The organism is Jannaschia sp. L-14R, from assembly GCF_056857695.1.
Genome location: NZ_JBSXNP010000009.1, coordinates 463,435 through 484,103 on the forward strand (window position 1 = coordinate 463,435; position 20,669 = coordinate 484,103).

At 61.9% G+C, this 20,669-nt stretch carries 26 protein-coding genes; 9 read left to right on the forward strand and 17 right to left on the reverse strand.

Features of this window, described 5'->3' with window-relative positions:
• Window positions 1-129: 129 nt before the first annotated feature.
• From AC13C2_RS06650 to AC13C2_RS06700, 11 genes are all read right to left on the reverse strand, one after another.
• Complete coding sequence (locus AC13C2_RS06650) at window positions 130-816, reverse strand: dienelactone hydrolase family protein (protein ID WP_482886294.1); 687 nt, start codon at window positions 814-816, stop codon at window positions 130-132.
• A complete protein-coding gene (locus tag AC13C2_RS06655) occupies window positions 816-2,018 on the reverse strand; it encodes a DUF2130 domain-containing protein (protein ID WP_482886295.1) in 1,203 nt (400 codons plus the stop codon). Before AC13C2_RS06655 ends, AC13C2_RS06650 begins: the two co-directional genes overlap by 1 nt.
• A gap of 48 nt (window positions 2,019-2,066) precedes the next feature.
• Window positions 2,067-2,648, reverse strand: a complete 582-nt coding sequence (locus AC13C2_RS06660) for a hypothetical protein (RefSeq protein ID WP_482886296.1) — start codon at window positions 2,646-2,648, stop codon at window positions 2,067-2,069.
• A 79-nt stretch (window positions 2,649-2,727) separates the two neighbouring features.
• Complete coding sequence (locus AC13C2_RS06665; protein ID WP_482886297.1) at window positions 2,728-3,342, reverse strand: (d)CMP kinase; 615 nt, start codon at window positions 3,340-3,342, stop codon at window positions 2,728-2,730.
• Window positions 3,339-3,743 (reverse strand): GFA family protein, encoded by a 405-nt coding sequence (locus AC13C2_RS06670; RefSeq protein ID WP_482886517.1) that lies wholly within the window; start codon window positions 3,741-3,743, stop codon window positions 3,339-3,341. Before AC13C2_RS06670 ends, AC13C2_RS06665 begins: the two co-directional genes overlap by 4 nt.
• Entirely contained in the window at window positions 3,743-4,144 is a 402-nt protein-coding gene (locus AC13C2_RS06675; RefSeq protein WP_482886298.1) for a GFA family protein, read from the reverse strand. The genes AC13C2_RS06670 and AC13C2_RS06675 overlap by 1 nt, the downstream gene beginning before the upstream one ends.
• 212 nt (window positions 4,145-4,356) lie before the next feature.
• Entirely contained in the window at window positions 4,357-5,694 is a 1,338-nt protein-coding gene (aroA, locus tag AC13C2_RS06680; protein WP_482886299.1) for a 3-phosphoshikimate 1-carboxyvinyltransferase, read from the reverse strand.
• 313 nt (window positions 5,695-6,007) lie between these two features.
• On the reverse strand, window positions 6,008-6,703 hold the full coding sequence (trmB, locus tag AC13C2_RS06685) for a tRNA (guanine(46)-N(7))-methyltransferase TrmB (RefSeq protein WP_482886300.1): 696 nt from the start codon (window positions 6,701-6,703) through the stop codon (window positions 6,008-6,010).
• A gap of 59 nt (window positions 6,704-6,762) precedes the next feature.
• Window positions 6,763-7,824, reverse strand: a complete 1,062-nt coding sequence (locus tag AC13C2_RS06690) for a 5-(carboxyamino)imidazole ribonucleotide synthase (RefSeq protein ID WP_482886301.1) — start codon at window positions 7,822-7,824, stop codon at window positions 6,763-6,765.
• A complete protein-coding gene (gene purE / locus AC13C2_RS06695) occupies window positions 7,821-8,324 on the reverse strand; it encodes a 5-(carboxyamino)imidazole ribonucleotide mutase (protein ID WP_092764070.1) in 504 nt (167 codons plus the stop codon). Before purE ends, AC13C2_RS06690 begins: the two co-directional genes overlap by 4 nt.
• A 6-nt stretch (window positions 8,325-8,330) precedes the next feature.
• Window positions 8,331-8,507 (reverse strand): YdcH family protein, encoded by a 177-nt coding sequence (locus tag AC13C2_RS06700; protein WP_092764311.1) that lies wholly within the window; start codon window positions 8,505-8,507, stop codon window positions 8,331-8,333.
• 269 nt (window positions 8,508-8,776) lie between these two features.
• Between AC13C2_RS06700 and AC13C2_RS06705 the strand changes: the two genes are divergently transcribed.
• The gene (locus AC13C2_RS06705; RefSeq protein WP_092764068.1) at window positions 8,777-9,274 is read left to right on the forward strand and encodes an Hsp20 family protein; all 498 of its coding nucleotides are present in this window, start codon (window positions 8,777-8,779) and stop codon (window positions 9,272-9,274) included.
• Window positions 9,271-9,501 carry a DUF1150 family protein gene (locus AC13C2_RS06710; RefSeq protein WP_092764065.1) on the forward strand — a complete coding sequence of 77 codons (231 nt, stop codon included), beginning with the start codon at window positions 9,271-9,273 and terminating at the stop codon, window positions 9,499-9,501. Before AC13C2_RS06705 ends, AC13C2_RS06710 begins: the two co-directional genes overlap by 4 nt.
• 84 nt (window positions 9,502-9,585) lie before the next feature.
• On the opposite strand, the gene AC13C2_RS06715 is transcribed toward AC13C2_RS06710, so the two are convergent.
• The 4 genes from AC13C2_RS06715 to AC13C2_RS06730 form a co-directional block, all read right to left on the reverse strand.
• Window positions 9,586-9,942 (reverse strand): response regulator, encoded by a 357-nt coding sequence (locus AC13C2_RS06715; protein ID WP_482886302.1) that lies wholly within the window; start codon window positions 9,940-9,942, stop codon window positions 9,586-9,588.
• 370 nt (window positions 9,943-10,312) lie between these two features.
• Window positions 10,313-12,028 (reverse strand): bifunctional sulfate adenylyltransferase/adenylylsulfate kinase, encoded by a 1,716-nt coding sequence (locus tag AC13C2_RS06720; RefSeq protein WP_482886303.1) that lies wholly within the window; start codon window positions 12,026-12,028, stop codon window positions 10,313-10,315.
• Between the two features lie 209 nt (window positions 12,029-12,237).
• Window positions 12,238-13,251, reverse strand: coding sequence for a thioredoxin-disulfide reductase (gene trxB / locus AC13C2_RS06725; protein ID WP_092764059.1), 1,014 nt, complete (start codon window positions 13,249-13,251; stop codon window positions 12,238-12,240).
• 105 nt (window positions 13,252-13,356) lie between these two features.
• Entirely contained in the window at window positions 13,357-14,043 is a 687-nt protein-coding gene (locus AC13C2_RS06730) for a 5-formyltetrahydrofolate cyclo-ligase (protein WP_482886304.1), read from the reverse strand.
• A 121-nt stretch (window positions 14,044-14,164) separates the two neighbouring features.
• Here AC13C2_RS06730 and AC13C2_RS06735 point away from each other — a divergent pair, with 121 nt between their 5' ends.
• From AC13C2_RS06735 to AC13C2_RS06745, 3 genes are all read left to right on the forward strand, one after another.
• Window positions 14,165-14,665: an Lrp/AsnC family transcriptional regulator gene (locus AC13C2_RS06735; protein ID WP_092764055.1), complete on the forward strand. Its 501-nt coding sequence runs from the start codon at window positions 14,165-14,167 to the stop codon at window positions 14,663-14,665.
• 94 nt (window positions 14,666-14,759) lie between these two features.
• Window positions 14,760-15,155: a RidA family protein gene (locus AC13C2_RS06740; RefSeq protein WP_482886305.1), complete on the forward strand. Its 396-nt coding sequence runs from the start codon at window positions 14,760-14,762 to the stop codon at window positions 15,153-15,155.
• A 64-nt stretch (window positions 15,156-15,219) separates the two neighbouring features.
• The gene (locus AC13C2_RS06745; RefSeq protein WP_092764049.1) at window positions 15,220-16,125 is read left to right on the forward strand and encodes a formate/nitrite transporter family protein; all 906 of its coding nucleotides are present in this window, start codon (window positions 15,220-15,222) and stop codon (window positions 16,123-16,125) included.
• A 73-nt stretch (window positions 16,126-16,198) separates the two neighbouring features.
• Here the strand turns inward: AC13C2_RS06745 and AC13C2_RS06750 are convergent, their stop codons facing one another.
• Window positions 16,199-17,119, reverse strand: a complete 921-nt coding sequence (locus AC13C2_RS06750; RefSeq protein WP_092764047.1) for a manganese-dependent inorganic pyrophosphatase — start codon at window positions 17,117-17,119, stop codon at window positions 16,199-16,201.
• A gap of 205 nt (window positions 17,120-17,324) precedes the next feature.
• Here AC13C2_RS06750 and AC13C2_RS06755 point away from each other — a divergent pair, with 205 nt between their 5' ends.
• The 3 genes from AC13C2_RS06755 to AC13C2_RS06765 all read left to right on the forward strand — a co-directional run bounded on the left by AC13C2_RS06755 (window position 17,325) and on the right by AC13C2_RS06765 (window position 19,592).
• Window positions 17,325-17,942 (forward strand): hypothetical protein, encoded by a 618-nt coding sequence (locus AC13C2_RS06755; protein WP_092764012.1) that lies wholly within the window; start codon window positions 17,325-17,327, stop codon window positions 17,940-17,942.
• 17 nt (window positions 17,943-17,959) lie between these two features.
• A complete protein-coding gene (locus AC13C2_RS06760) occupies window positions 17,960-18,652 on the forward strand; it encodes a DUF2161 domain-containing phosphodiesterase (protein ID WP_092764010.1) in 693 nt (230 codons plus the stop codon).
• 67 nt (window positions 18,653-18,719) lie between these two features.
• On the forward strand, window positions 18,720-19,592 hold the full coding sequence (locus tag AC13C2_RS06765) for a DMT family transporter (protein WP_092764008.1): 873 nt from the start codon (window positions 18,720-18,722) through the stop codon (window positions 19,590-19,592).
• Here the strand turns inward: AC13C2_RS06765 and AC13C2_RS06770 are convergent.
• Complete coding sequence (locus AC13C2_RS06770; RefSeq protein ID WP_281243235.1) at window positions 19,562-19,693, reverse strand: hypothetical protein; 132 nt, start codon at window positions 19,691-19,693, stop codon at window positions 19,562-19,564. The genes AC13C2_RS06765 and AC13C2_RS06770 overlap by 31 nt on opposite strands.
• Window positions 19,694-19,911: 218 nt before the next feature.
• On the opposite strand from AC13C2_RS06770, the gene AC13C2_RS06775 reads away from it, so the two are divergent.
• On the forward strand, window positions 19,912-20,664 hold the full coding sequence (locus AC13C2_RS06775) for an esterase/lipase family protein (RefSeq protein ID WP_482886306.1): 753 nt from the start codon (window positions 19,912-19,914) through the stop codon (window positions 20,662-20,664).
• Window positions 20,665-20,669 lie beyond the last annotated feature (5 nt).

Genomic DNA, 20,669 nt, shown 5'->3' on the forward strand with positions numbered 1-20,669 from the left:
ATTCGGCCGGGACCGGTTCGTCGTCGCACTGTCGGGTGACGCGCGGGGGCATAGGGGAAAATGGGCGCGGGGGCAAGGGCACGGCATCGGACACCGGGTGCGGCCGGTCCAGATCTTCATCAGCACCCTTCAGGTAAGCTGCTGAGCCAGAAACGCCTCGACTGCCGCCCACGACCGATCCGCCGAACGCTTGACATATCCCATGTCCGAAGTTCCGTCTGCCCGTGCCGGATTGGTAAAGGCGTGCCCGGTCCGGCCAAAACAGAGCGCATGCCAGTCGGAGGAATATTCATCCAGTTCCGCAGCCAGCTTACCGAATTGCGCGGGCAAGGCCAAAGGGTCGTTCCAGCCGTGACACAGCAGGACAGGAGGCATGGCGACGGTCTCGAACGGCGGACGATCATAGACACCGTGTAACAATACGGCGGCATCGCCGCCCCCGGCGCGCGCAAGGTCCAGTACCGCTTTCCCGCCCAGGCAAAATCCCATCGCGCCCACCTTTGCAGGCCCCCACCCCCGCACCTCGGCCAGAGCCGCGCGCATCCGGCGCAACAATGCCGCCCGGTCGTTCTGTACCGTCGCCATCTTGACCGAAGCCGCGTCCGCATCTTCCGTGCGCCATCCGTCGCCGTAGTAGTCAACGGCCAGAACGTCGTAGCCAAGCGCGGCGAACCGGTCTGCCTGCTTCATCTCGAACTCGCGAAGACCGCAAAAAGCGGGGGCGATCAACAGCCCGGCCCCGTTCGGCGCATCCGGTTTGGCACGATAACCGACCATGGTTTCGCCTGCGGTTTTGTAGACGTGGCGTTTACCCATCAGTCGCCCTCCAACAAATCCGGTTCCAGTGCCTCGATCTCGGCGACGGCAGCGCCCGCGATCCCGCGCACATCGCCATACATGCCCATCATCGACGCCATCGCCTTTTCAAGCTGCTTCTCGCGCAGGGCCCATTGCGCCTGCATCTGTTTGCGTTCTTTCAGGAGAGCCATCTGCATCGCCTCGAACGGTTCGATAACCGCCTCCATCCGCGACCGGAACTGGGGTCCGGTGAGATAATCGTAGAGCATTTCGGTCTTGGTCGCCTGACCTTCGCGAACGCCGCGCGCCTCAGCGGCACGGGACAGGCCTTCGCGCAGGACACAGGCCAGCGGCACCGCATAGCGGGGCGCGGCGATCCAGATGCCGTCGACCAGCGCGAATGTTTCCAGTCCCTCGGGGCGCACTGCCGATGTCAGCACGGCCACGTCCGCTCCCGCTGAGCGCATGTCGTCGCGCAGCTTGGGAAGCCAGTCCTTGTTCCAGCCCGAGGTGCGTTTCGCTTCCCACAGGATCGTCCCCATTGTGCCGACGCGCTGAAGGCAATCGGCACCGCGCTGCCCCTTGCCCACCGGCTCGATCACATCGGTGGGAAAGGCACGGGCCAACTGATCCTCCAGAACCACCTCCGCTGCTTCACCCTGCAACTGCTGACTGCCCTGATCCATTTTCTTCTGCATTTCCTCGACCTTGCGGCGCATCCCCTCCATCTGCTGATCTTTCTCTGCCAGCTTCAGCGCATTCACCTCCTGAACAGTCTTCAGGCGCTCCGTCGCCATGGCCTCGGCTTCGGCCTGCAGCTTGCGCCGTGCGATATCCGTCGCCGCGGCGACCTGCTTCTGGATCGTAAGGTCCATCTCACGCTCGCGATCTTTCAACGCCTCTTCCCGCGCAAGCGCCGCAGCTTGTGCCTTCTGGGCCGCGGCCAGCTTGGTCTCGCGATCGGCGTCCCGCACCTTCATCGCCGCGATTTCGGCCTCCCGCTCCTGCGCGCGGACTTCTATCTCTGCCAGTTTCGCGGCCTGCGCGGCGGTGGCGCGGGCGGCTGCCTCAGCCTCGATGGTGCGCTTCTGTTCGGCCAGCGCCGCTTCCTGCCGGGCGGCGGCATCCTGCCGCGTTTTAACCAGCAGCGGACCGGCCAGCGACTCGGTCAGCGGAATTTCATGCGAACAGGCGGGGCATGTGATGCGAGGGTCATTCATGGCCCGAACCTGCGTCAGCGATCCACCGGCAACAAGGGCGAAAGGCGCTCAGATGTCTTCGCCCTTGCGCTGAAGACGCTCCAGCAGCTTCTGCTGCTCGCCCGAGCTATCGCCACGCCCGAACTGCCCGGCCCCCGACGAGAACAGCGAGCCATAGCTGACGGCAAGGTTTACCGTCTGACCGAGCCCGGAAATCAATTGATCGCGTCTCAGCGAGCTGAGCGGATGGATGAACACCGCCCAGACGCGGTCTTCCGCGATGGCATAGCGGGCATCCAGTGCACTATCGAAATTGGCCTGCATCATCCGCATCAGGTCCGTATCCGACAACCCTTCGGCGGATCGGATCGGCACCATGGCGCGCATTCGGTCGGCGCGGGCATCGGTGACAACCAGCAAGGGAACATCCCCGACCGTCAGGCGAAACGCCGGGCCCGCGCGCTCCGCATCGGGGTCAAGCGCGGTCAGGATCTCCTCCATCCGGTCGACAGTCATATTAACGGCTGCCGGTTCCGACTCCGGCGCAGTGACTTGCGCCTGGACCGACCAGGACAGGCCGATGGCCAACATCGCTGCGGCAAGCGTGAACCTGCTGAGCAGTCCGGACAGAAATGACAGGGCGGTCGGCATGGCATTCCTCCGCAGATAACTGCCGACAGGCTAGGCCGAGGAGGCTCATGCGCGCCATGCACCTGTCGGTGAGCAGTACTTATCGCGCAATCAACGCCTCAGCGACCCGTTGCGCCGCCGCCTCGACTGCCTCTTCGATATCCATGGCGGAGGTATCAATAATCGTAGCCCCCGGTGCGGCCACCAACGGGGCGTCGGCTCGGTTCATATCCCGCTGATCGCGCGCAAGAACATCCTGTAACACGTCGTCCAGCGTCATGGTTTGATCCTCTGGCGACAATTCCTCGAACCGCCGCCTGGCGCGCACTTCGGCAGACGCCGTGACATACAACCTGACCTCCGCCTCGGGACAGATCACGGTGCATATGTCGCGTCCGTCCAACACGGCACCTCCTTCGGAGCGGGCGAAGCGTCGCTGAAATTCGGTCAGGGCGGCACGCACATCTGGCAGGACGGCGACCCGGCTGGCGGCCTGTGCAATGTCCTGCGTTCGCAGGGCATCACCGTCCAGATCGTCCGGTTGCAAGCTCCGCGCCGCCTCGACAGGGTCGACCCCCTCCATCGTGCGCGCACCGACCGCGCGATAGAGCAACCCCGTGTCCAGATGGCGAAACCCGAATCGTGCGGCGACGGCCTTGCTGATCGTGCCCTTGCCCGCCGCAGCAGGGCCGTCGATGGCGACTGTGAAAATCATGTGTTTACCTGTGTTGTCATATCGGCGTCCGCGCCGGGGGCTTGCGGCGTACCGTCGGCGATCTCGTACCAGTCGCCCTTCTGGGCGCAATAGATGTGTCCCTCCATCGACAACCCCGTCGGCTGATCCAGCACGCCCGCCATGATCGACAGGTTCGCGCCCGGCCCGTCCCAGAACAGGTTGCTGCCGCAGGTTGGGCAGAAGCCACGTCGCGCCTTGGGCGACGATTGAAACCATGTCACCGACCCATCAATCGCGATGGCGTCGCGGGGTGCTGAGGTGGCGGCGACGTAGTTGCCTGTCGCCTTGCGGCATTGAGTGCAATGGCAGGCCACAACCGGGCGCATTTCACCTGCAATAGCAAAGGTGACCGCGCCGCACAGGCAGCTCCCACGGCGCATCACGGCGCAACCTCCGGACCCGATCGACCTGCCGCGAAGCAGGGCAGGCCATCCGACGCACGATAGTAATCCCCCCGGTCAGCATAGAAAATGTGCCCATCCATTCGCAGACCGGTTTCATCATCCAGCGATCCTGCCATTATGTAGGTCAGCCCGTCGCCCTCCTCCCAAAAAAGATAGCTGCCGCAGATGCCGCAGAAACCACGCCGCCCGGTGGCGCTGGAAGCAAACCATGTTACCTTGCCGTTCAGCGCGATACTGTCCCATGGCGCGGGAATCGCGGCGGCAAAATGCCCGGTGGACTTGCGGCACTGGGTGCAATGGCAGGCCGCCACCGACCTAAGATCATGCGTGGTTGAGAAGGCTATCTGGCCGCACACGCAACTTCCGGTTCGGGTCATGACTTCCTCCTGCCTTATGCCTAGCGGGACCGGTTCACGGCGTCCATTGTATCGGCCACAGACGTCAGGCGAAGATGTCGCCGCGAGGTTTCAGATCCATCGACCAGCCCGGTGCGGGCAAGTCCACGCGCCGGACCACGGCACGAGGCGCGCGTCCAGACACTTCAAAGTCAGCCATGACCTGCACGCCGGGATGAACCCGCGGGGACGCCTCAGGATGTGAAGACTGCGCCAAGCTCTTCCATCAGCGACCGAAAAATCGGGAATGATGTCAGGATCGGACCGGCATCATCGACGGTAATCCCGACCTGCGCGGCCATTCCGGCACACAGGAAGGACATCGCGATCCGGTGGTCCAGATGGACGGCGACGGTCGCCCCGCCTGTGACGCCGCCGGGGCCGCGTCCGTCCACTTCCCACCAGTCCGCGCCGTCGCGCACGGTCACGCCGCAGGTCCGCAGGCCGGTCGCCATGGCGTCGATGCGGTCACACTCCTTGACCCGCAATTCAGCCACGCCGCGCATTACCGTTGTGCCCTCCGAGTTGGCGGCGACCACGGATAGCACGGGATATTCGTCGATCATGCTGGCGGCGCGATCGGGCGGCACCTCGATCCCTTTCATATCAGGTGAAAACCTTGCGCGCAGGTCAGCGACAGGTTCGCCGCCCTCTTGGCGCGGGTTCTCGTAGGTCAGGTCGGCGCCCATGTCGCGCAGCGTCTCGAACAGTCCGGCACGCGTCGGGTTCAGTCCGATATTCGGCACCAGCACATCCGATCCGGGCACGATCAGGGCGGCGCAAACCGGAAAGGCGGCGGACGAAGGATCGCGCGGCACGACGATGGTCTGGGGTCTCAGTTCGGGGCGACCGACCAGCGTGATTTCGCGGCCTTCGCGCGTCTCCCGCGTTTCGATCTGCGCGCCGAAGCCGCGCAGCATCCGCTCGGAATGGTCGCGCGTCGCCTCGCGCTCCACCACGACCGTTTCGCCCGGCGCGTTCAGCCCGGCCAGAAGGACCGCCGACTTGACCTGAGCACTGGCGACCGGCGTGGCATAACGCACCGGAACCGGCTCCGGCGCGCCCACGACTGTCATCGGCAAGCGCCCACCGCTGCGCCCGTGTGCCACCGCCCCGAACAGCGCCAGCGGGTCTGTCACCCGCGCCATCGGTCGCTTCCGCAAGGATGCGTCGCCTGTATAGGTCACCGAAAATCCGTGCGTGGCCGCCGCACCCATCAACAACCGGACCCCTGTGCCGGAGTTGCCGCAGTCGATCACATCATCCGGCTCCATCAACCCACCGACACCGACGCCGTTCACGACCCATGTATCGCCGTCTTTGGTCACACGCGCGCCGAAGGCCTGCATCGCGCGACCCGTGTCCAGCACGTCCTGTCCTTCCAGAAGGCCGGTCACCCGCGTCTCGCCCACGGCCATCGCGCCAAGGATCAGGCTGCGGTGGCTGATCGACTTGTCGCCCGGGACATGCGCCTCGCCCGTCAACGGACCCGGTGCGGTGGCGGTCAGGGGGGTGGCGGGGCCGTGGCTCATGTCGATCTCCTCAGGTCGGGGCCGGGATAGACCGCGACGCGAGGCACGTCCATTCCCCGTCTTGGCTCCGCAAATAGTCCCGCCGGAGGCTCCGCCCCTGTCAACGCGTCGTGACCTGCCCCGTCTGCAGGTCAATGGAAACGCTGCACCCTAGCTGTTTTCGCGATCTGCAACTCGGGCCTTACCACTGGTGCACGAAGGATCAGTACCAAAACCAGAAGAAGCGAATGCTTCTCAGGCCTTGCCCGATACATGATATTTCTGAAAGCGTATTCCGTGCGTTACCGCCGGGCGCGGTCTGGAACGTGCCGGTCTAATCCCGCCGGAACGTCATGTAATGCGGCGTGCGGCCTTCGCGAACGGCCTTTGCCTCGTAGCGCGTTCTTGTCCAGTCCTTCCAAGGGGTTCGCCAATCTTCCGGGCCTTCAGCCAGCCACGTGAAACCGTATTTCGGCACCTCCTCCAGGGTTTGGCGCACGTAATCGGGAATATCTGTTGCGACACGGAATTCCGCCCCCGGTTTCAGAGACTTGGCCAGGGGGACAAGATGTTCTTCGGTGACAAACCGACGACGATGATGGCGGGCTTTGGGCCACGGGTCCGGGTAGAGAAGAAACGCTTTCGAGACAGATGCTTCTGGCAAAACATCGAATAGATCGCGGGCGTCGCCGGGGTGGATGCGAACATTTTCGACGTCTGCCTTGCGCAATTTACCCAGAAGCATGGCGACACCGTTGATATAAGGTTCCGCGCCTATGATACCGACGTCCGGGTTCAACACCGCCTGATGCAGCATATGTTCGCCGCCGCCAAAGCCAATTTCGAGCCATATCTCTTTGTTCTCGAAAACATTACCCAGATTCAGCAATGTCCGGCCTGGATTCACGTCCCAGCCCACGGCACCGGGCGACAGGGCGTCCAGATCTGAATCGAGGTAACCTTTCTGGCTGTCCTTCAGATGCTTGCCCTTCAGGCGACCGTAAAAGTTTCGGTGGGGGCGTTCGGTCATTTTGGCTGCCGTCAGGAGTTGGATATTTGAGAAGGAGAGTGTCGGATCGGTGTGGGAAACTACGTCACGATGCGATTCACATGTCCCATCTTGCGGCCCGGCCGAACCTCGGATTTGCCATACAGGTGAATCTGCGTGTCCGGGGTCGCCAACAGGTCCGGCAATCGGTCCATGTCGTCGCCGATCAGGTTCTCCATCACCACGTCACTGTGCCGTCGCCCGTCGCCCAGCGGCAGACCTGCGACAGCACGAATATGTTGTTCGAACTGATCGACGGCGCATCCGGCCTGGGTCCAGTGGCCTGAGTTGTGAACCCGGGGAGCGATCTCGTTTACGATCAAACCGTTTGATGTCACGAAAAGTTCGACGCCCAGAACGCCGACATACTCAAGCGCGTTCAGGATGCGTCCGGCCAGAAGTGCGGCGTCAGTGCGTTGCGCGCCCGTCAGCGTCGCGGGAACGGTGGTCGTGTGCAGGATGCCGCATTCGTGGACATTTTCACCTGGATCGAAACAGACGACTTCACCCGTGACGCCGCGCGCAGCGATGACGGAGACCTCCCGTTCGAACGCTACGTATCCTTCGAGGATCGCATCCTGCCCCTGCATTTCGGCATAGGCGGTCTGCGCCTGACCGGGTGTACGGATGTGGACCTGGCCCTTGCCGTCGTATCCCATACGACGCGTTTTCAGGATCGCGGGTGTGCCCAGATCAGTCAGTGCGGCTTCGAGCGCCGATAAGCTGCCGATGTCGCGGAACGGTGCACAGGTCAGGCCGAGACCTTCAAGAAACGTCTTTTCAGTAAGTCTATCCTGACTGATCGCAAGCGCAGTGGTGCCAGGGCGGATCGGACGGAGTGCCGCCAGAAGATCGAGAGCTGTGGCGGGCACGTTTTCAAACTCGAACGTAATAACGTCGACTGCGTTCGCGAAGTCTTGCAGGGCCGACATATCCTCATAGCTGACCTGTGTGAGCGCGGCGCACACCTGCCCGGCGGGGGCCATCCCCGGTTCGTAAATGTGGGTAAGATAGCCCAGACGGCTGGCCGCGACCGAAAGCATCCGGCCCAGTTGGCCACCGCCGAGAATGCCGATAGTGGATCCGGGGGCGAGCGCGGTCATTCCGGGCAATCCGGTATCGCGGCGGACAAATCGGCGCGCCAGTTGTCCAGCCGCTCAGCAAGCTCGGCATCAGACAACGCGAGGATGCCTGCTGCCATCAAACCGGCATTCGCCGCCCCGGCAGATCCGATCGCCATCGTCGCCACGGGAAACCCCTTCGGCATCTGCACGATGGAATACAGCGAATCGACACCCGCCAGCGCCTTGGTCTGGACCGGCACTCCCACGACGGGCACGCGGGTTTTGGAGGCCATCATGCCGGGCAGATGCGCGGCGCCGCCGGCCCCGGCGATGATGACCTGCAAGCCGCGGTCGACGGCCGTCTTTCCATAGTCCCAAAGCCGGTCGGGCGTACGGTGGGCCGAGACGATGCGCGTCTCGTAGGGCACACCCAACGCATTGAGAATGTCGGCGGCTTCCTTCATCGTCGGCCAGTCGGAGGTCGAGCCCATGATGATACCGACCAGCGGTGTGGCGGACGTGGATGTGGTGTTGGTCATGGAACCTCAGGCGATGATATCGGGGGTCAGTTCATCCTCGATCCGGGCCATGCGGTCCTTGAGGGTCAGCTTCTGTTTCTTGAGCCGTTTGATCACCAACAGATCGGGGGCAACGCTGTCCTCGATTGCACGGATCGCGGTATCCAGATCGCGGTGATCCTGTCGCAGAACGTGCAGCCGCATCCGCAGCACATCCTCATGGGTCAATTCTTCGGGGGCGTTGGACACTGGAGGGCTCCGGCAAGCGGCATGGTCGGGCGGGGATCTGGGCCTATTATACTGCGACAGCCTCCGGGTCCAATGGGTTCGAGCGTCCCGCAGCCCAGTCTATGGGCGTGCATTGCACATCTTGTCATAACGCCGCTTCATCCCCACATTTCCATCATCCCCGGTGCCGCTGCCTAGGGCCGGGATCAACCTTTCGGATCGCTTGACGCAAAGGACCCGAGATCATGACCAAGCCAACATTTGGCACACATCCGTTTCTGCTGGGCTTCGATGAACTCGAACGCCTTGTCGAACATACCGTTCGCACGGGGAACGAGGGCTATCCGCCCTATAACATTGAACAGACCGGCGCGGCGGGGTTCCGTATCACGTTGGCCGTAGCGGGTTTTGCCGAAGACGACTTATCGATCACGCTGGAAGATCGCCAATTGGTGATCCGAGGCCGATCTCGGGATGATTCTCAGGGCGATGAACGGATTTATCTGCACAGGGGCATCGCCGCACGGCAATTTCAGCGGGCTTTCGTGCTGGCTGACGGGGTCGACGTGTCGGGTGCGCATCTGGAACACGGACTTTTACACGTATCCCTGCAACGAACTGCGCCCGAGAACGTTGTAAAGACAATACAGATCGACAGCGGACGCAGTCAGGTCACTGAACAGTCACAGAACCGACCATCGGCTTCGCCACGACATGAACATGGGAAAAGGATAACGTCATGACGCAATTGACTGATATCGAAGCCTTGGGCGGGTCGCTCGTTTATGTTCGCAGGGTCCAACTGGACGATCTTCCGTCCGACGTTCAGGACGAGGCCCGCGAAGGTGGTCTGGATGAATTATATGCGCTGCACCGCGCCGACGGCGAACAGGTCGCGCTGGTCGGGGATAGGTCGCTGGCCTTCAATCTGGCACGGCAGAATGACCTGACCCCTGTCAGCGTCCACTGATCAAACACGTTAAACACGATCAAGGCCGCCCTTATAAGCGGCCTTTTGCCATCTTGGTATGGCGCTCCGCGATCGAGATAGTCGTCAGTGTAGTAAGCTGCGCAGGATTTTCACGATTTCCTCGCCCCGTGCTGGCTTGACCAGAATCGGGACGTCCCTGCCATACCGACTGATCAGGCAGGCCAGATCGGAGCGTCCGGTGTGGAAGATAAAGGGAACGCCGTCGGCGAACAGACGATCAGCGACCGGGAACACGTTCGACCCGCAGAGATCGACGTCCAGAACAGCCGCATCAAGCTTGCGACCACATCCTTCCAACGCGGTCTGAACGGTCGCGAAAGGCCCTGTGACCTGTGCGCCCTCCTCTTCCAGCGTCAGGGACAGATCGAGCGCCAGCAGCGCCTCGTCCTCAACCAGCATGATGTTGTGTTCGTCGAGCATTGTCGGTTTCCAACCTGGACATTCGCAGTGGGCATGATGCCCGGCTTTCCAATTTGTTCACCGACACAACAGGGCTGGGCCGAAAGATGTTCCGCTATGGTGGATAACCAATACGTAAATATTTACAGGACTTACATCACCGTTGCGTGATTATCACAAGATGCCGCAGGCCATCGTGCTTTGGCCACGGTCCTGACACAATCTGGTCTTGCTGTTCCATCTCCCACGCGGCGATGTCGTCTCCACACCCAGAGGGAAATGGTGGCGTAGAAACATTTCATAAATACCGACGCTGCCGTCACCCTAGTGGCTTACGGGCGACGGGCGCTGCCGTCACCCTGAGTGGCTTACGGGCGACGGGCTTTGCCAGTCACCCTGAGATCAATCCCATGGCTTCGAGTTTCAGGAGGACTTGCTGCGCACAGTTGTCCACCTCGAAGCCTTCTGTATCGACGACCAGCTCGGCCGTGGTTGGCGCCTCGTAGGGATCGGAGATCCCGGTGAATTCGGGGATCTTGCCAGCACGGGCCATAGCATACAGGCCCTTCCGGTCGCGGCGTTCGCATTCTTCCAAAGAGGTGGCGACATGGACCTCGACGAACGCGCCATAGGTTTCGATCATCTCGCGGGCGGCGCGGCGGGTGGCGGTATAGGGCGCGATCGGCGCGCAGATCGCGATGCCGCCGTTTTTGGTGATTTCCGACGCGACATAGCCGATGCGCTTGATATTGATGTCTCGATGTTCCTTGGAAAATGTCAGCTCCGACGACAGGTGTTTGCGCACCACGTCGCCATCTAGAAGCGTGACGGGACGTCCCCCCATTTCCATCAGCTTGACCATGATCGCGTTGGCAATCGTGGACTTACCGGACCCCGATAGACCGGTAAAAAACACTGTAAAACCCTGCTGAGAACGGGGCGGCGAGGTGCGGCGCAGTTCGGTCACGACTTCGGGGAAGGAGAACCAATCGGGGATGTCGAGGCCTTCGCGCAAACGGCGGCGCAACTCGGTGCCCGAAATATTCAGAATCGTGACATTCTTCTTATCGGCAATCTCGTCATTCGGCTCGTACTGAGCGCGTTCCTGGACGTAGACCATATGTTTGAAATCGACCATCTCACAGGCGATTTCGTCCTGGTGTTCCCGGAACAGGTCCTGCGCATCATAGGGGCCGTAGAAGTCCTCTCCGGCAGAGTTCTTGCCCGGTCCGGCGTGATCGCGCCCGACGATCATATGCGTGCATCCGTGGTTCTTGCGGATCAACCCGTGCCAGACCGCCTCGCGCGGGCCAGCCATGCGCATCGCGAGGTTCAGGAGCGACATTGTAGTGGTCGAAGGCTGATACTTGTCCAGCACCGCTTCGTAACAGCGGACGCGCGTGAAATGATCTACGTCGCCGGGTTTGGTCAGACCGACGACCGGGTGGATCAATAGGTTGGCCTGCGCTTCGCGGGCGGCACGAAAGGTCAGTTCCTGGTGCGCGCGGTGCAACGGGTTGCGCGTCTGAAACGCGACGACACGACGCCAGCCCAGCTTGCGGAAATAGGCCCGAAGTTCGTTCGGCGTGTCGCGGCGTGCGCGGAAATCATAATGGACAGGGGCCTGAATTCCCGTGATCGCACCCCCGACATAGATCGGCCCGGCGATGTTGTGCAGATAGTTGACCGCAGGATGCGCCAGATCGTCGGCGCCGAATACCTTTTCCGCCTCGCGCGCCTTGTCCGGGCGATAGATGTCGCTGACCGACAGGATGGCCAGAATTACGCCTTCCTGATCGCGCAGGGCAATGTCCTTGCCCTCCTCCAGTGTCTCGGCAAACTTTTCGGTCACGTCCAGCGTGATCGGCATTGGCCAGAGGGAGCCGTCGGCCAGACGCATATTTTCGACCACACCCTCGTAGTCATCCTTGCCCAGGAAGCCCTTGAGCGGGTTGAACCCACCGTTCATCAACAGTTCCAGATCGCAGATCTGGCGCGGTGTCATATCCCAGCTGACCAGATCGGCAGCTTCGGCCTTCAGCTTCTGGGCACTGTCGTAATTGACATAGAGTTCGGGGATCGGGGCAAGGTTGGCGGCAAAAGACACGGGGCATGACTCCTTATCGGCCGGGCAGGCCGCTGAACGTTTGTGGCGCGTCTAGGCTTTCTAATTCGTCAATATCAAGACGCCCGCACCGAAAACGGCAGCGCCCCGTGAGACAATGACTGGATCAGGTGCGGATCGTTCCTTCATTCCCGCCGGTCGACGCAAAGACACATGCGCATTTCACCGACAGTGGACGCCGCAGCGTGGATTCACTGTGCCGGTTCGTCCACGGGCGCGCCGTACCCCAGAGGCTCGGTATGATCTTGGGTAATTTCGCTGTCCTGCCCGTGTTCTGCCAGGAACTTCTCGGCCTCCAGCGCTGCCATGCAACCCATGCCCGCAGAAGTGACAGCCTGACGATAGATATGATCGGTCAGGTCGCCCGCGGCAAACACACCCGGGATCGAGGTCGCGGTGCTGTCGGGCGCAGTGATCACATAGCCGCCGTTGTGCAGATCCAGCTTGTCTTTCACCAGCTCCGAGGCGGGCGCATGTCCGATCGCGACGAAGACGCCATCGACAGCGATCTCCTGCATTGCGCCAGTGGTGGTGTGCTTCAGGCGAACTGCTTCTACACCGCGTGGGGTCTCGGCACCCAGAACTTCGTCCACACCGTGATCCCAGATGATCTCAATCTTGGGATGCTTGAACAGTCGGTTCTGCAGGATCTTCTCGGCCCGCAGGCTGTCGCGACGGTGGACCAGAATGACCTTATCGGCGAATTTCGTCAGAAACAGCGCTTCCTCGACGGCTGTATTGCCGCCGCCAATGACCGCGACCACCTTGCCGCGATAAAAGAAGCCATCACAGGTCGCGCAGGCGCTGACGCCGAAACCCTTGAAATGCTCCTCGGATGGCAGTCCCAGCCATTTAGCCTGCGCCCCTGTCGCCAGGATCAGTGCGTCGCAGGTGTAGATCGCACCGCTGTCGCTGACGGCGGTGAACGGGCGTTTGGACAGATCCAGCGATGCGATATGGTCGCTGACGATTTCGGTGCCCAGAGCGCGGGCATGTGTCTCCATCCGAGCCATCAGGTCAGGGCCCTGAACTTCGGTATCGCCGGGCCAGTTCTCGACCTCGGTCGTTATCGTCAGCTGGCCGCCGGGCTGTATACCCTGCACCAGCAGCGGGTGCAGCATGGCACGGCTGGCATAGATGCCAGCAGTATAGCCCGCTGGACCTGAGCCGATGATGAGAACCTTGGAATGGCGCGTATCGGACATATGGAAATCCTTTCGTCTGGGGTGTCGATATAGGGAGGGATGCGCGGTGGAGGAACCCCCGTTGTCAGCCTGCCCTGCGCATGTTTCCCTGCGGGATGCGCACGGCTACTGCCTATGCTGGATGGTGCCGTCGTCCAGCACGATGACATCCATCGGCACATCCCATGGCATCGGATAGATCGTGGTCATACGCGAAAACCCGTAACCGACTCCGATCACACGATGCGGTCCCGGCAGCCGAACAAGTGTGCGGTCGTAATAGCCGCCTCCGTTTCCCAGCCGAAATAATGCATCGTCCACACCCAGCAACGGGACGATCACGACGTCGGGGACGACAGGCATGACGTTGCGGGGAACGGGAATGTTCCAGATGCCACGCTCCATCGCGCATCCGGGCGACCACAGGTGGAAGCCGACCGGTGCATCCCGCCCCACGACGACGGGCAAGGCGATCCTGGCGCCGCGCTCATGCGCTTGTGCCATCCAGCGGCGAAGATCAGGCTCGCCCCGGATCGGCCAGTAGGCTGCGATCGTTTGCCCTGTCGGGTCGTCCAGCACGTCGTCGATACCCTGCGAAATCGACGTTTCGGCCACAGCGCGATCGGATACGGACAGTGTTTTCCGCAAACCGTAAAGCCGCTGCCGCTCCGCCTTGCGGAAGGCTGCAACGTCGCGCCTTGTCTGTGGATCGACAACATGGCCATCCACCAGCAGATGGGCGAAGCAAGGTGCGGAATCATCGTCTTCGTCCTGATCCATCTCGGACCTCCCGGTATATCTGGTTCTTTGCATCGGCCGAAGGGGTCAAGATGTCCCTCCATCTTTCGCGACGCAATCTTGCGCAACATTGAAATATTGTTGCGCAGAGCCCTTTGCTGTGAGACACATCCGCCAACTCAGAGACAGGATCAATATGCCCCCCGCCAAACTCGACCCCATCGACCGCCAGATTCTATCGGAATTGCAGGCTGACGGTCGCATGACCAATGTCGAACTGGCACGCCGCGTTGGCATCAGTGCCCCACCTTGCCTGCGCCGTGTCCGCGCGCTGGAGGAAGCCGGGTTGATCAAGGGCTATCATGCCGACGTCGATGCCCGACAGTTGGGGTTCGAGGTCCAGGTCTTCGCGATGGTGTCGCTGGTACGTCAGGCCGAAGTCGACCTGTCTGCGTTCGAGGCGCTGTGTCGCGACTGGCCGCTGGTCCGGGAGTGCCACATGCTGAACGGCGAGACCGACTTCATTCTGAAATGCGTGGCCCCCGACCTGTCGACATTCCAGTCGTTCCTGACCGGATCGCTGACGGCGGCGGAAAACGTGGCGTCGGTGAAGACATCGCTGGTGATCCGGGGCGCCAAGGATCTGCCGGGTGTGCCGTTCGAGGTCCTCGAGGAGCGACTGGGCCGGGAGGCTTGAGGAGGGTGGTTCGCAAATCAGAGGATATGTCCCATTTGGTGCGGCCCTTATGGTGCAGCCTCGCTCAATCCCGTCAAAACTGAACTGAGTTTCCATGCCCCTTCCAACCTTCCACATGATCGACGGCGCGCCTCAGCCGGTTGCAACCTTTTCGCACTGCTCGGAAATCGACGGCTGGGTATTCCTGACCGGTCAGATGCCGACCTGGCCCAGCGAGCCGGAACGCGCCTTGCCCGACGGTGTAACGGCGCAAACGGCGCGGGTGATGGATAATCTGAAGATCGTGTTGTCGGGGATGGGCCTGGGGTTGGAGAATGTCGCGCAGGCGCGGATCTATCTGACCGAGTTCGAGCGGGACTACGCCGCCATGAACCAGATGTATCAGTCCTATTTCTCCGAAGGAAAACTGCCTGCTCGGACCTGCATCGGTGTAACCGGACTTGCCGTCGGGGCGCTGGTAGAAATCGACATGGTGGCGCGACGGCCCTGATTTAGGCTGGCTGGACTTCGTATCCGGTTGCCCCATCTCGGACCTAGGAAAACAGGGGACGAACATGCAGGACCGGGCGGAAGAAATACAGGCTGAGGCTGAGGCCGAAACCGAAGCCAGGGTTCGCGAACGCGAAGTGCGGGAAAAGACGCCGACCGCCACCGAAAAGGCCTTGACCCGGGAAGAACGACAGATCGTCGGAAATCATGCCAGGCTGTCGGCACTGTCGGTCTATTCGATCATTCTGCGCGAAGGTGAGGAAGAACTCCATCGCTCCAAGACATCGCTCTGGTGGTCGGGCCTGGCTGCCGGTCTGGGTATCAGCACATCGGTTCTGATGGTAGGCGTCATCCGGGCCGGCCTTGGACCTGACTATCCGTATCTGACACTGGTCCAGAGTTTCGGCTATACGTTCGGTTTCGTCGTGGTCATCCTGTCCCGTCTGCAATTGTTTACGGAAAACACGATCACGGTCGTCCTGCCGATTTTGGCGAAGCCGTCGCGTGACGGTTTCTACAACGTCGCCCGGCTATGGAGCATCGTTTTCGTCGCCAACATGCTTGGTACATTCATAACGGCGGGTCTTGCGGTGCATGGTGGCATCCTGACGCCCGAAACCCTGAATGCAATACTCGAGATTTCGCGTCACCTTGCATCGATGTCCCCCTCGGAAACGTTGCTTCGTGGCATTCCGTCAGGGTTCTTCATTGCTGCGTTGGTCTGGATGCTGCCTTCGGCCAAAAGGACGGAGCTGTTCTTGATCATCATGTTCACCTGGCTGATCGCGGCCGGAGATTTCACCCATGTCGTCGCTGGATCGAACGAAATTTTCACGCTGGTGGTCAGCGGAGAACTGGGAATTCTCACCGCTTTCAGCAAGCATATCCTGCCGATGTTGATCGGCAATATTCTAGGCGGCACAGGTCTGTTTGCCATGCTGGCTTATGGACAGATTCAGAACGAAATCTGAAAAGCGAACCGTTCAAAAAGAACAAGAAAACGGGTCATTTCTCGTTCCTGTCATCATGAAAGAGCTTGAACCGTCAGAGCTTGAGCGCCGGAATAATCTGTTTCTTACGGCTCATCACGCCAGGCAGAACCACGCTGTCGCCGTTGACAGACACTCCGAAGCTGGCTTCGGCCACTGCTTTGGTCAGGGTATCGGGCACAAGTAGCGTCGCCTGTTCGGCCAGGATATCGACCACGAACAGCAAAACCTGCGTCACGTCATCCTCCCTGGCCACCTGTGGCATCGCCGCCATCAGCGCGTCCTTGCGCGACAAGATCGCCTCGGGCGAAGTGGTTTCCAGGACGGAGACGCGGAATTTGGTGCCCTCGACTTCATATTCCTTGCTGTCCATGCGCAGAAGCTCGGCTTCAGAGAACGCTGACACGTCGGATTTCGCAGCGAACATTTCGGACGCATAAGCCGGAATATCGACCGACAGGTCAGCCGCCAGACGCTCGGCCAAGACCCGGTCATGGTCAGTTGTGGTGGGCGAGCGGAAGGCCAGTGTATCCGACAGGATACAGGTCAGCATCGCACCCTTGATTCCGTCGGGTGCCGTTGACAGCGCGCTGCCCATAAGATCCGCCATGATTGTCGCCGTGCAGGCCAACGGACGGATGGTGATGTCGATTGGGCCCACTGTTTCCAGACCGCCGACCAGCTTGTGATGGTCGATGATGGCGCGGATATCGGCGGCATTGATGCCCGCAGGTAATTCCGCCGGATTATTGGTGTCGACGATGACCACAGGTTGGCCGGCCTCGACATCCATGATGATGCGCGGTTTGGGCAGATCCCATTTCTTCAGCATCCACAGGGCTTCGGTGTTCGGCTCGCCCAGCAGGACGGGCGTCGCCTCGATGCCGATGAACTCCGAAAGGTACCATGCCCATGCGATCGGGCTGCCGGTGGAATCGGTGTCGGGGGATTTGTGGCCGAAGACAAGGGTGGTCATTGCGGGGGTCCGTGCTGAAAATCGGTGTACGATCAGGGTCGGGCGGGGCCATAACCTGCGCCGCTCCGATTGTCACGGGGGGCCGACCGCCGGGAGTGGCGAAAGCGCCTTCGGGTGCTATAGCGGTCCGGCACGTACGCCCTTCCCCTGTTCGAGGTCATTCATGCTTTTCCGTCACTGTGCGACGCTACCGCTTGCGATAGTCATGAACGTTCTCGCCTTGGTTTCCCCTGCTGCCGCGCAGGAAGCAGCCGACAGCGAAGATTTCACGGTCGCGATCGGGTCGCGGACGTTCCTTCTGGGCGAGCCGCCCCGCAACGCCGGGCGAATAAACGGCTTCCTGCCGCTGAGTTCGATCAGGTCGATTCAGAACATCGTCCTGTCAGACCTGTTGCCCGGAGCTCAGGGCAGTGTACTCTCCATCAGCCAGCGCCCGAGCAATCCGGCATATCCGTTTGGACCAGAAGAAACTCCGAAACGTTTGGGCAGCCGGAATCTCGTGCCGGAATACTTTCGGCAACCGGCCTTGCGTGCAGAAGTGAGCCCGGGGGACACCCGACCCATCGTTCAATACCTTTATATGCCGGAGGGTGTGGCTCCGGCATTCCTGACCGTCTGTTTTGCGACCTGGAACCGGCGCGGTAAGGATTGGGTTTTCTGCGGACTGAATGCGACCTATCCCCCCGCACGCGAGATCACTCTCGAAGCCCGCATCTACCGACCCACCGCTCCCGCAACTTTCGGCACGCTTCTGTCGGCCACGGTCGCCCGCCTCGCAGCACATCCAACCCTGGCAGGCGGCAAGATGGCTCTGCCATCGTAATGCCCGCCAGAGACCCCATGCGCGAAACCGATCTCTACGCCCCCGTAAAGGTGTTTCTGGAAGATCAGGGCTATACCGTAAAGGCCGAGATCGGGCCCGCAGACGTCATGGCGCTGCGCGAAGACGAGCCACCCGTGATCGTGGAGCTGAAGACCGCTTTCAGCCTTGCCCTGATCCATCAGGGGATCGACCGGCAGGCCGTCACACCGCATGTCTATCTGGCCGTTCCCGATGTGGCAGGACGACGGGGTTGGACGGCGTTGAAAGCCAATCTCAAGCTGGCCCGGCGGCTGGGTCTGGGCGTTCTGACGGTGCGGCTGCGTGACGGGCTGGTGACGGTGCATTGCGATCCTGGGCCGTTCCGGCCGCGCCTGTCGAAAAAGCCCAAGGAACGCCTGCTGCGCGAATTCGCAACACGGCGCGGCGACCCGAACGATGGCGGCGCAACGCGGGTGGGGCTGGTGACGGCCTATCGGCAGGATGCGATGTTGGTGGCAGCATATTTGGCTGCACACGGGGCGTGTCGGGGACGGGACGTAAAGGACGCCACCGGCGTGGGGCGGGCGACGGCGATCATGCGCGATGACCACTACGGATGGTTCATGAAGATATCGGTCGGGGTTTACAGTCTGAGCGATGCGGGACGTCGCACCGCCCACCCGTCCGTCACGGCCAGCGAAGGCGACGGAATTGCCGCGGACAATCAATAACCGGCCGTGCGGGGAGCGGGCACAGCGGACCCTCGACTTTCGCCCCGCCGCGCCGCACCAAGGCCCCATGCCCCTCGTCCTCCTCACCGCGCTTGCCCTGTGTTTTCTGGCTGCCAACTCGCTACTGACCCGTGCGGGCGTAGTCGACGGAACCGATCCGCTGGCCTTTGCCGCGATCCGGGTCGCGGCGGGTGCTGTCGTGCTGGCGGCTCTGGCCGCACGGCGCGGGATCACCGTGACCGGCGTGCGGCGGTGGGGCGCGGCGATCGCACTGGTAGTCTATCTGCTGGGGTTTTCGCTGGCCTATCGCACGCTGGATGCAGGAATTGGTGCACTGATCCTGTTCGCCACCGTGCAAATCGGTCTCTTCGCTCTGTCTCTGGCGCGGGGCGAACGCAGCGGCCCGGTCAGACTGGCCGGTATGGGGCTGGCGCTGGCCGGGCTGGTCTGGCTGCTTCTGCCGGGCGGCACGGTGCGGACTGACCCAATGGACGCAGGCCTGATGATCGTCGCCGGACTTGCCTGGGCTGCCTATTCCTTCGCCGGAAAGTTCGAGCCGCGACCGCTGGCCGGCAGCGCAGGGAATTTCCTGATCGCCACGGCCTTGTTCGCCCTTGCCGCCCCGATGTGGTGGGGCGCGGCGGTGACACCGTTCGGGGCGGCGATGGCGGCGCTGTCGGGCGGCATCGCGTCGGGCATCGGCTACGCCATGTTGTTTCGGGTGCTGCCGCAGATGGGCGTGGCGACGGCGGGCGTGGCACAGTTGATCGTGCCGGTCATCGCCACGTTGGCTGGCGCGATCCTGCTGGGCGAGGTGCCGGGCGCGCGGGCATTGGCGGCAGGCGGACTGGTGCTGGCGGGGATCGGATTGGCGACAATCCGGACCGGGGCGAAATCCACGGGCTCGCGCTATTCATGCAAAGGCTCCAGAGGGTCATAGGCGGGCGCATCGGGGTCGGCCCATGCCACACTGGGCAGCGCGGCGGGCCGGAAGGACAACCCCGTCATCTGATCGCGGCTGACCCAGCGGCGGCGCGTCACCACACCTTCGGGGTCGTGCCAGTCGTCGCGGAGTTCCCCGCTGGCAAGATGACAGCGGAAAAATACTTCGACCTGATGAAAATCGCGCGCGCGAGTGATATTCGTTGATCAGGCAGAGCGCGTCGACATGGATCTTCAGACCCGCCTCCTCCTGAACCTCGCGGCGCAGGTTGACGGGCAGACTGGTATGCGGTTCAGCTCGATACTAGATAACGGGAGTGATACGGCTCGCCCTCCTCCTGGTCGCCCTTGCGGCGCCCGTGCTGGCCCAATCGGACAGCATCTCCGGACGGGTGCCGGATTGCGTCGTCCTGCTGCATGGGCTCGCGCGCACCGATGCATCCCTTCTGGTGCTGGAGGAGACGCTGCTTACGCAGGGATACCGCGTGGTCAACAGCGACTATGACAGCACCTCGGGCACGGTCGAGGCGCTGGCCGCGGCGACCCTGCCCTCCGCCATACGAAGCTGTGGAACAAGTCCGCTTATAAACTTCGTCACCCATTCAATGGGCGGCATTCTGCTCCGGGTGTGGATGGCCGAAAACAATTTTCCGCAAATGGGACGCACCGTGATGCTGGCACCGCCGAACCAGGGCTCCGAAATCGTGGACCGCATGGGCGAGGTCGCCGCCTTCGAATGGATCAACGGCCCTTCGGGGATGCAACTGGGCACAGATGGTCTGCCGACTCGGTTGGGTCCGGTCTGGCCCGGTGTCGGGGTGATCGCGGGCACGCGCAGCCTGAACCCGCTGTGGTCATCGCTCCTGCCCGGCCCGGACGATGGCAAGGTCTCCGTCGCCTCCACCCGTGTGGCCGGAATGGACGATCACATCGAAATGTCGGTGACGCATACCTTCATGATGAATCAGCCAATTGTAATCGGGCAGATCCTGACGTTTCTCCGCAATGGGAAATTCAACCCGGACCTGACGCTGACCGATGCCATCGAAGATATCGCCACCGTCGACTGACCCGC

What these genes read in the sequence shown, in the direction of transcription:
- AC13C2_RS06650 (WP_482886294.1), bottom strand. Translation starts at nt 816, where the DNA reads ATGGGTAAACGCCACGTCTACAAAACCGCAGGCGAAACCATGGTCGGT.
- trxB (WP_092764059.1), bottom strand. Translation starts at nt 13,251, where the DNA reads ATGTCCGATACGCGCCATTCCAAGGTTCTCATCATCGGCTCAGGTCCA.
- AC13C2_RS06740 (WP_482886305.1), top strand. Translation starts at nt 14,760, where the DNA reads ATGCCCCTTCCAACCTTCCACATGATCGACGGCGCGCCTCAGCCGGTT.
- AC13C2_RS06745 (WP_092764049.1), top strand. Translation starts at nt 15,220, where the DNA reads ATGCAGGACCGGGCGGAAGAAATACAGGCTGAGGCTGAGGCCGAAACC.
- AC13C2_RS06670 (WP_482886517.1), bottom strand. Translation starts at nt 3,743, where the DNA reads ATGCGCCGTGGGAGCTGCCTGTGCGGCGCGGTCACCTTTGCTATTGCA.
- AC13C2_RS06690 (WP_482886301.1), bottom strand. Translation starts at nt 7,824, where the DNA reads ATGACCGCGCTCGCCCCCGGATCCACTATCGGCATTCTCGGCGGTGGC.
- purE (WP_092764070.1), bottom strand. Translation starts at nt 8,324, where the DNA reads ATGACCAACACCACATCCACGTCCGCCACACCGCTGGTCGGTATCATC.
- AC13C2_RS06710 (WP_092764065.1), top strand. Translation starts at nt 9,271, where the DNA reads ATGACGCAATTGACTGATATCGAAGCCTTGGGCGGGTCGCTCGTTTAT.
- AC13C2_RS06730 (WP_482886304.1), bottom strand. Translation starts at nt 14,043, where the DNA reads ATGCAAAGAACCAGATATACCGGGAGGTCCGAGATGGATCAGGACGAA.
- AC13C2_RS06655 (WP_482886295.1), bottom strand. Translation starts at nt 2,018, where the DNA reads ATGAATGACCCTCGCATCACATGCCCCGCCTGTTCGCATGAAATTCCG.
- AC13C2_RS06715 (WP_482886302.1), bottom strand. Translation starts at nt 9,942, where the DNA reads ATGCTCGACGAACACAACATCATGCTGGTTGAGGACGAGGCGCTGCTG.
- aroA (WP_482886299.1), bottom strand. Translation starts at nt 5,694, where the DNA reads ATGAGCCACGGCCCCGCCACCCCCCTGACCGCCACCGCACCGGGTCCG.
- AC13C2_RS06675 (WP_482886298.1), bottom strand. Translation starts at nt 4,144, where the DNA reads ATGACCCGAACCGGAAGTTGCGTGTGCGGCCAGATAGCCTTCTCAACC.
- AC13C2_RS06705 (WP_092764068.1), top strand. Translation starts at nt 8,777, where the DNA reads ATGACCAAGCCAACATTTGGCACACATCCGTTTCTGCTGGGCTTCGAT.
- AC13C2_RS06735 (WP_092764055.1), top strand. Translation starts at nt 14,165, where the DNA reads ATGCCCCCCGCCAAACTCGACCCCATCGACCGCCAGATTCTATCGGAA.
- AC13C2_RS06665 (WP_482886297.1), bottom strand. Translation starts at nt 3,342, where the DNA reads ATGATTTTCACAGTCGCCATCGACGGCCCTGCTGCGGCGGGCAAGGGC.
- AC13C2_RS06660 (WP_482886296.1), bottom strand. Translation starts at nt 2,648, where the DNA reads ATGCCGACCGCCCTGTCATTTCTGTCCGGACTGCTCAGCAGGTTCACG.
- AC13C2_RS06760 (WP_092764010.1), top strand. Translation starts at nt 17,960, where the DNA reads ATGCGCGAAACCGATCTCTACGCCCCCGTAAAGGTGTTTCTGGAAGAT.
- trmB (WP_482886300.1), bottom strand. Translation starts at nt 6,703, where the DNA reads ATGACCGAACGCCCCCACCGAAACTTTTACGGTCGCCTGAAGGGCAAG.
- AC13C2_RS06765 (WP_092764008.1), top strand. Translation starts at nt 18,720, where the DNA reads ATGCCCCTCGTCCTCCTCACCGCGCTTGCCCTGTGTTTTCTGGCTGCC.
- AC13C2_RS06700 (WP_092764311.1), bottom strand. Translation starts at nt 8,507, where the DNA reads ATGCGGCTGCACGTTCTGCGACAGGATCACCGCGATCTGGATACCGCG.
- AC13C2_RS06750 (WP_092764047.1), bottom strand. Translation starts at nt 17,119, where the DNA reads ATGACCACCCTTGTCTTCGGCCACAAATCCCCCGACACCGATTCCACC.
- AC13C2_RS06755 (WP_092764012.1), top strand. Translation starts at nt 17,325, where the DNA reads ATGAACGTTCTCGCCTTGGTTTCCCCTGCTGCCGCGCAGGAAGCAGCC.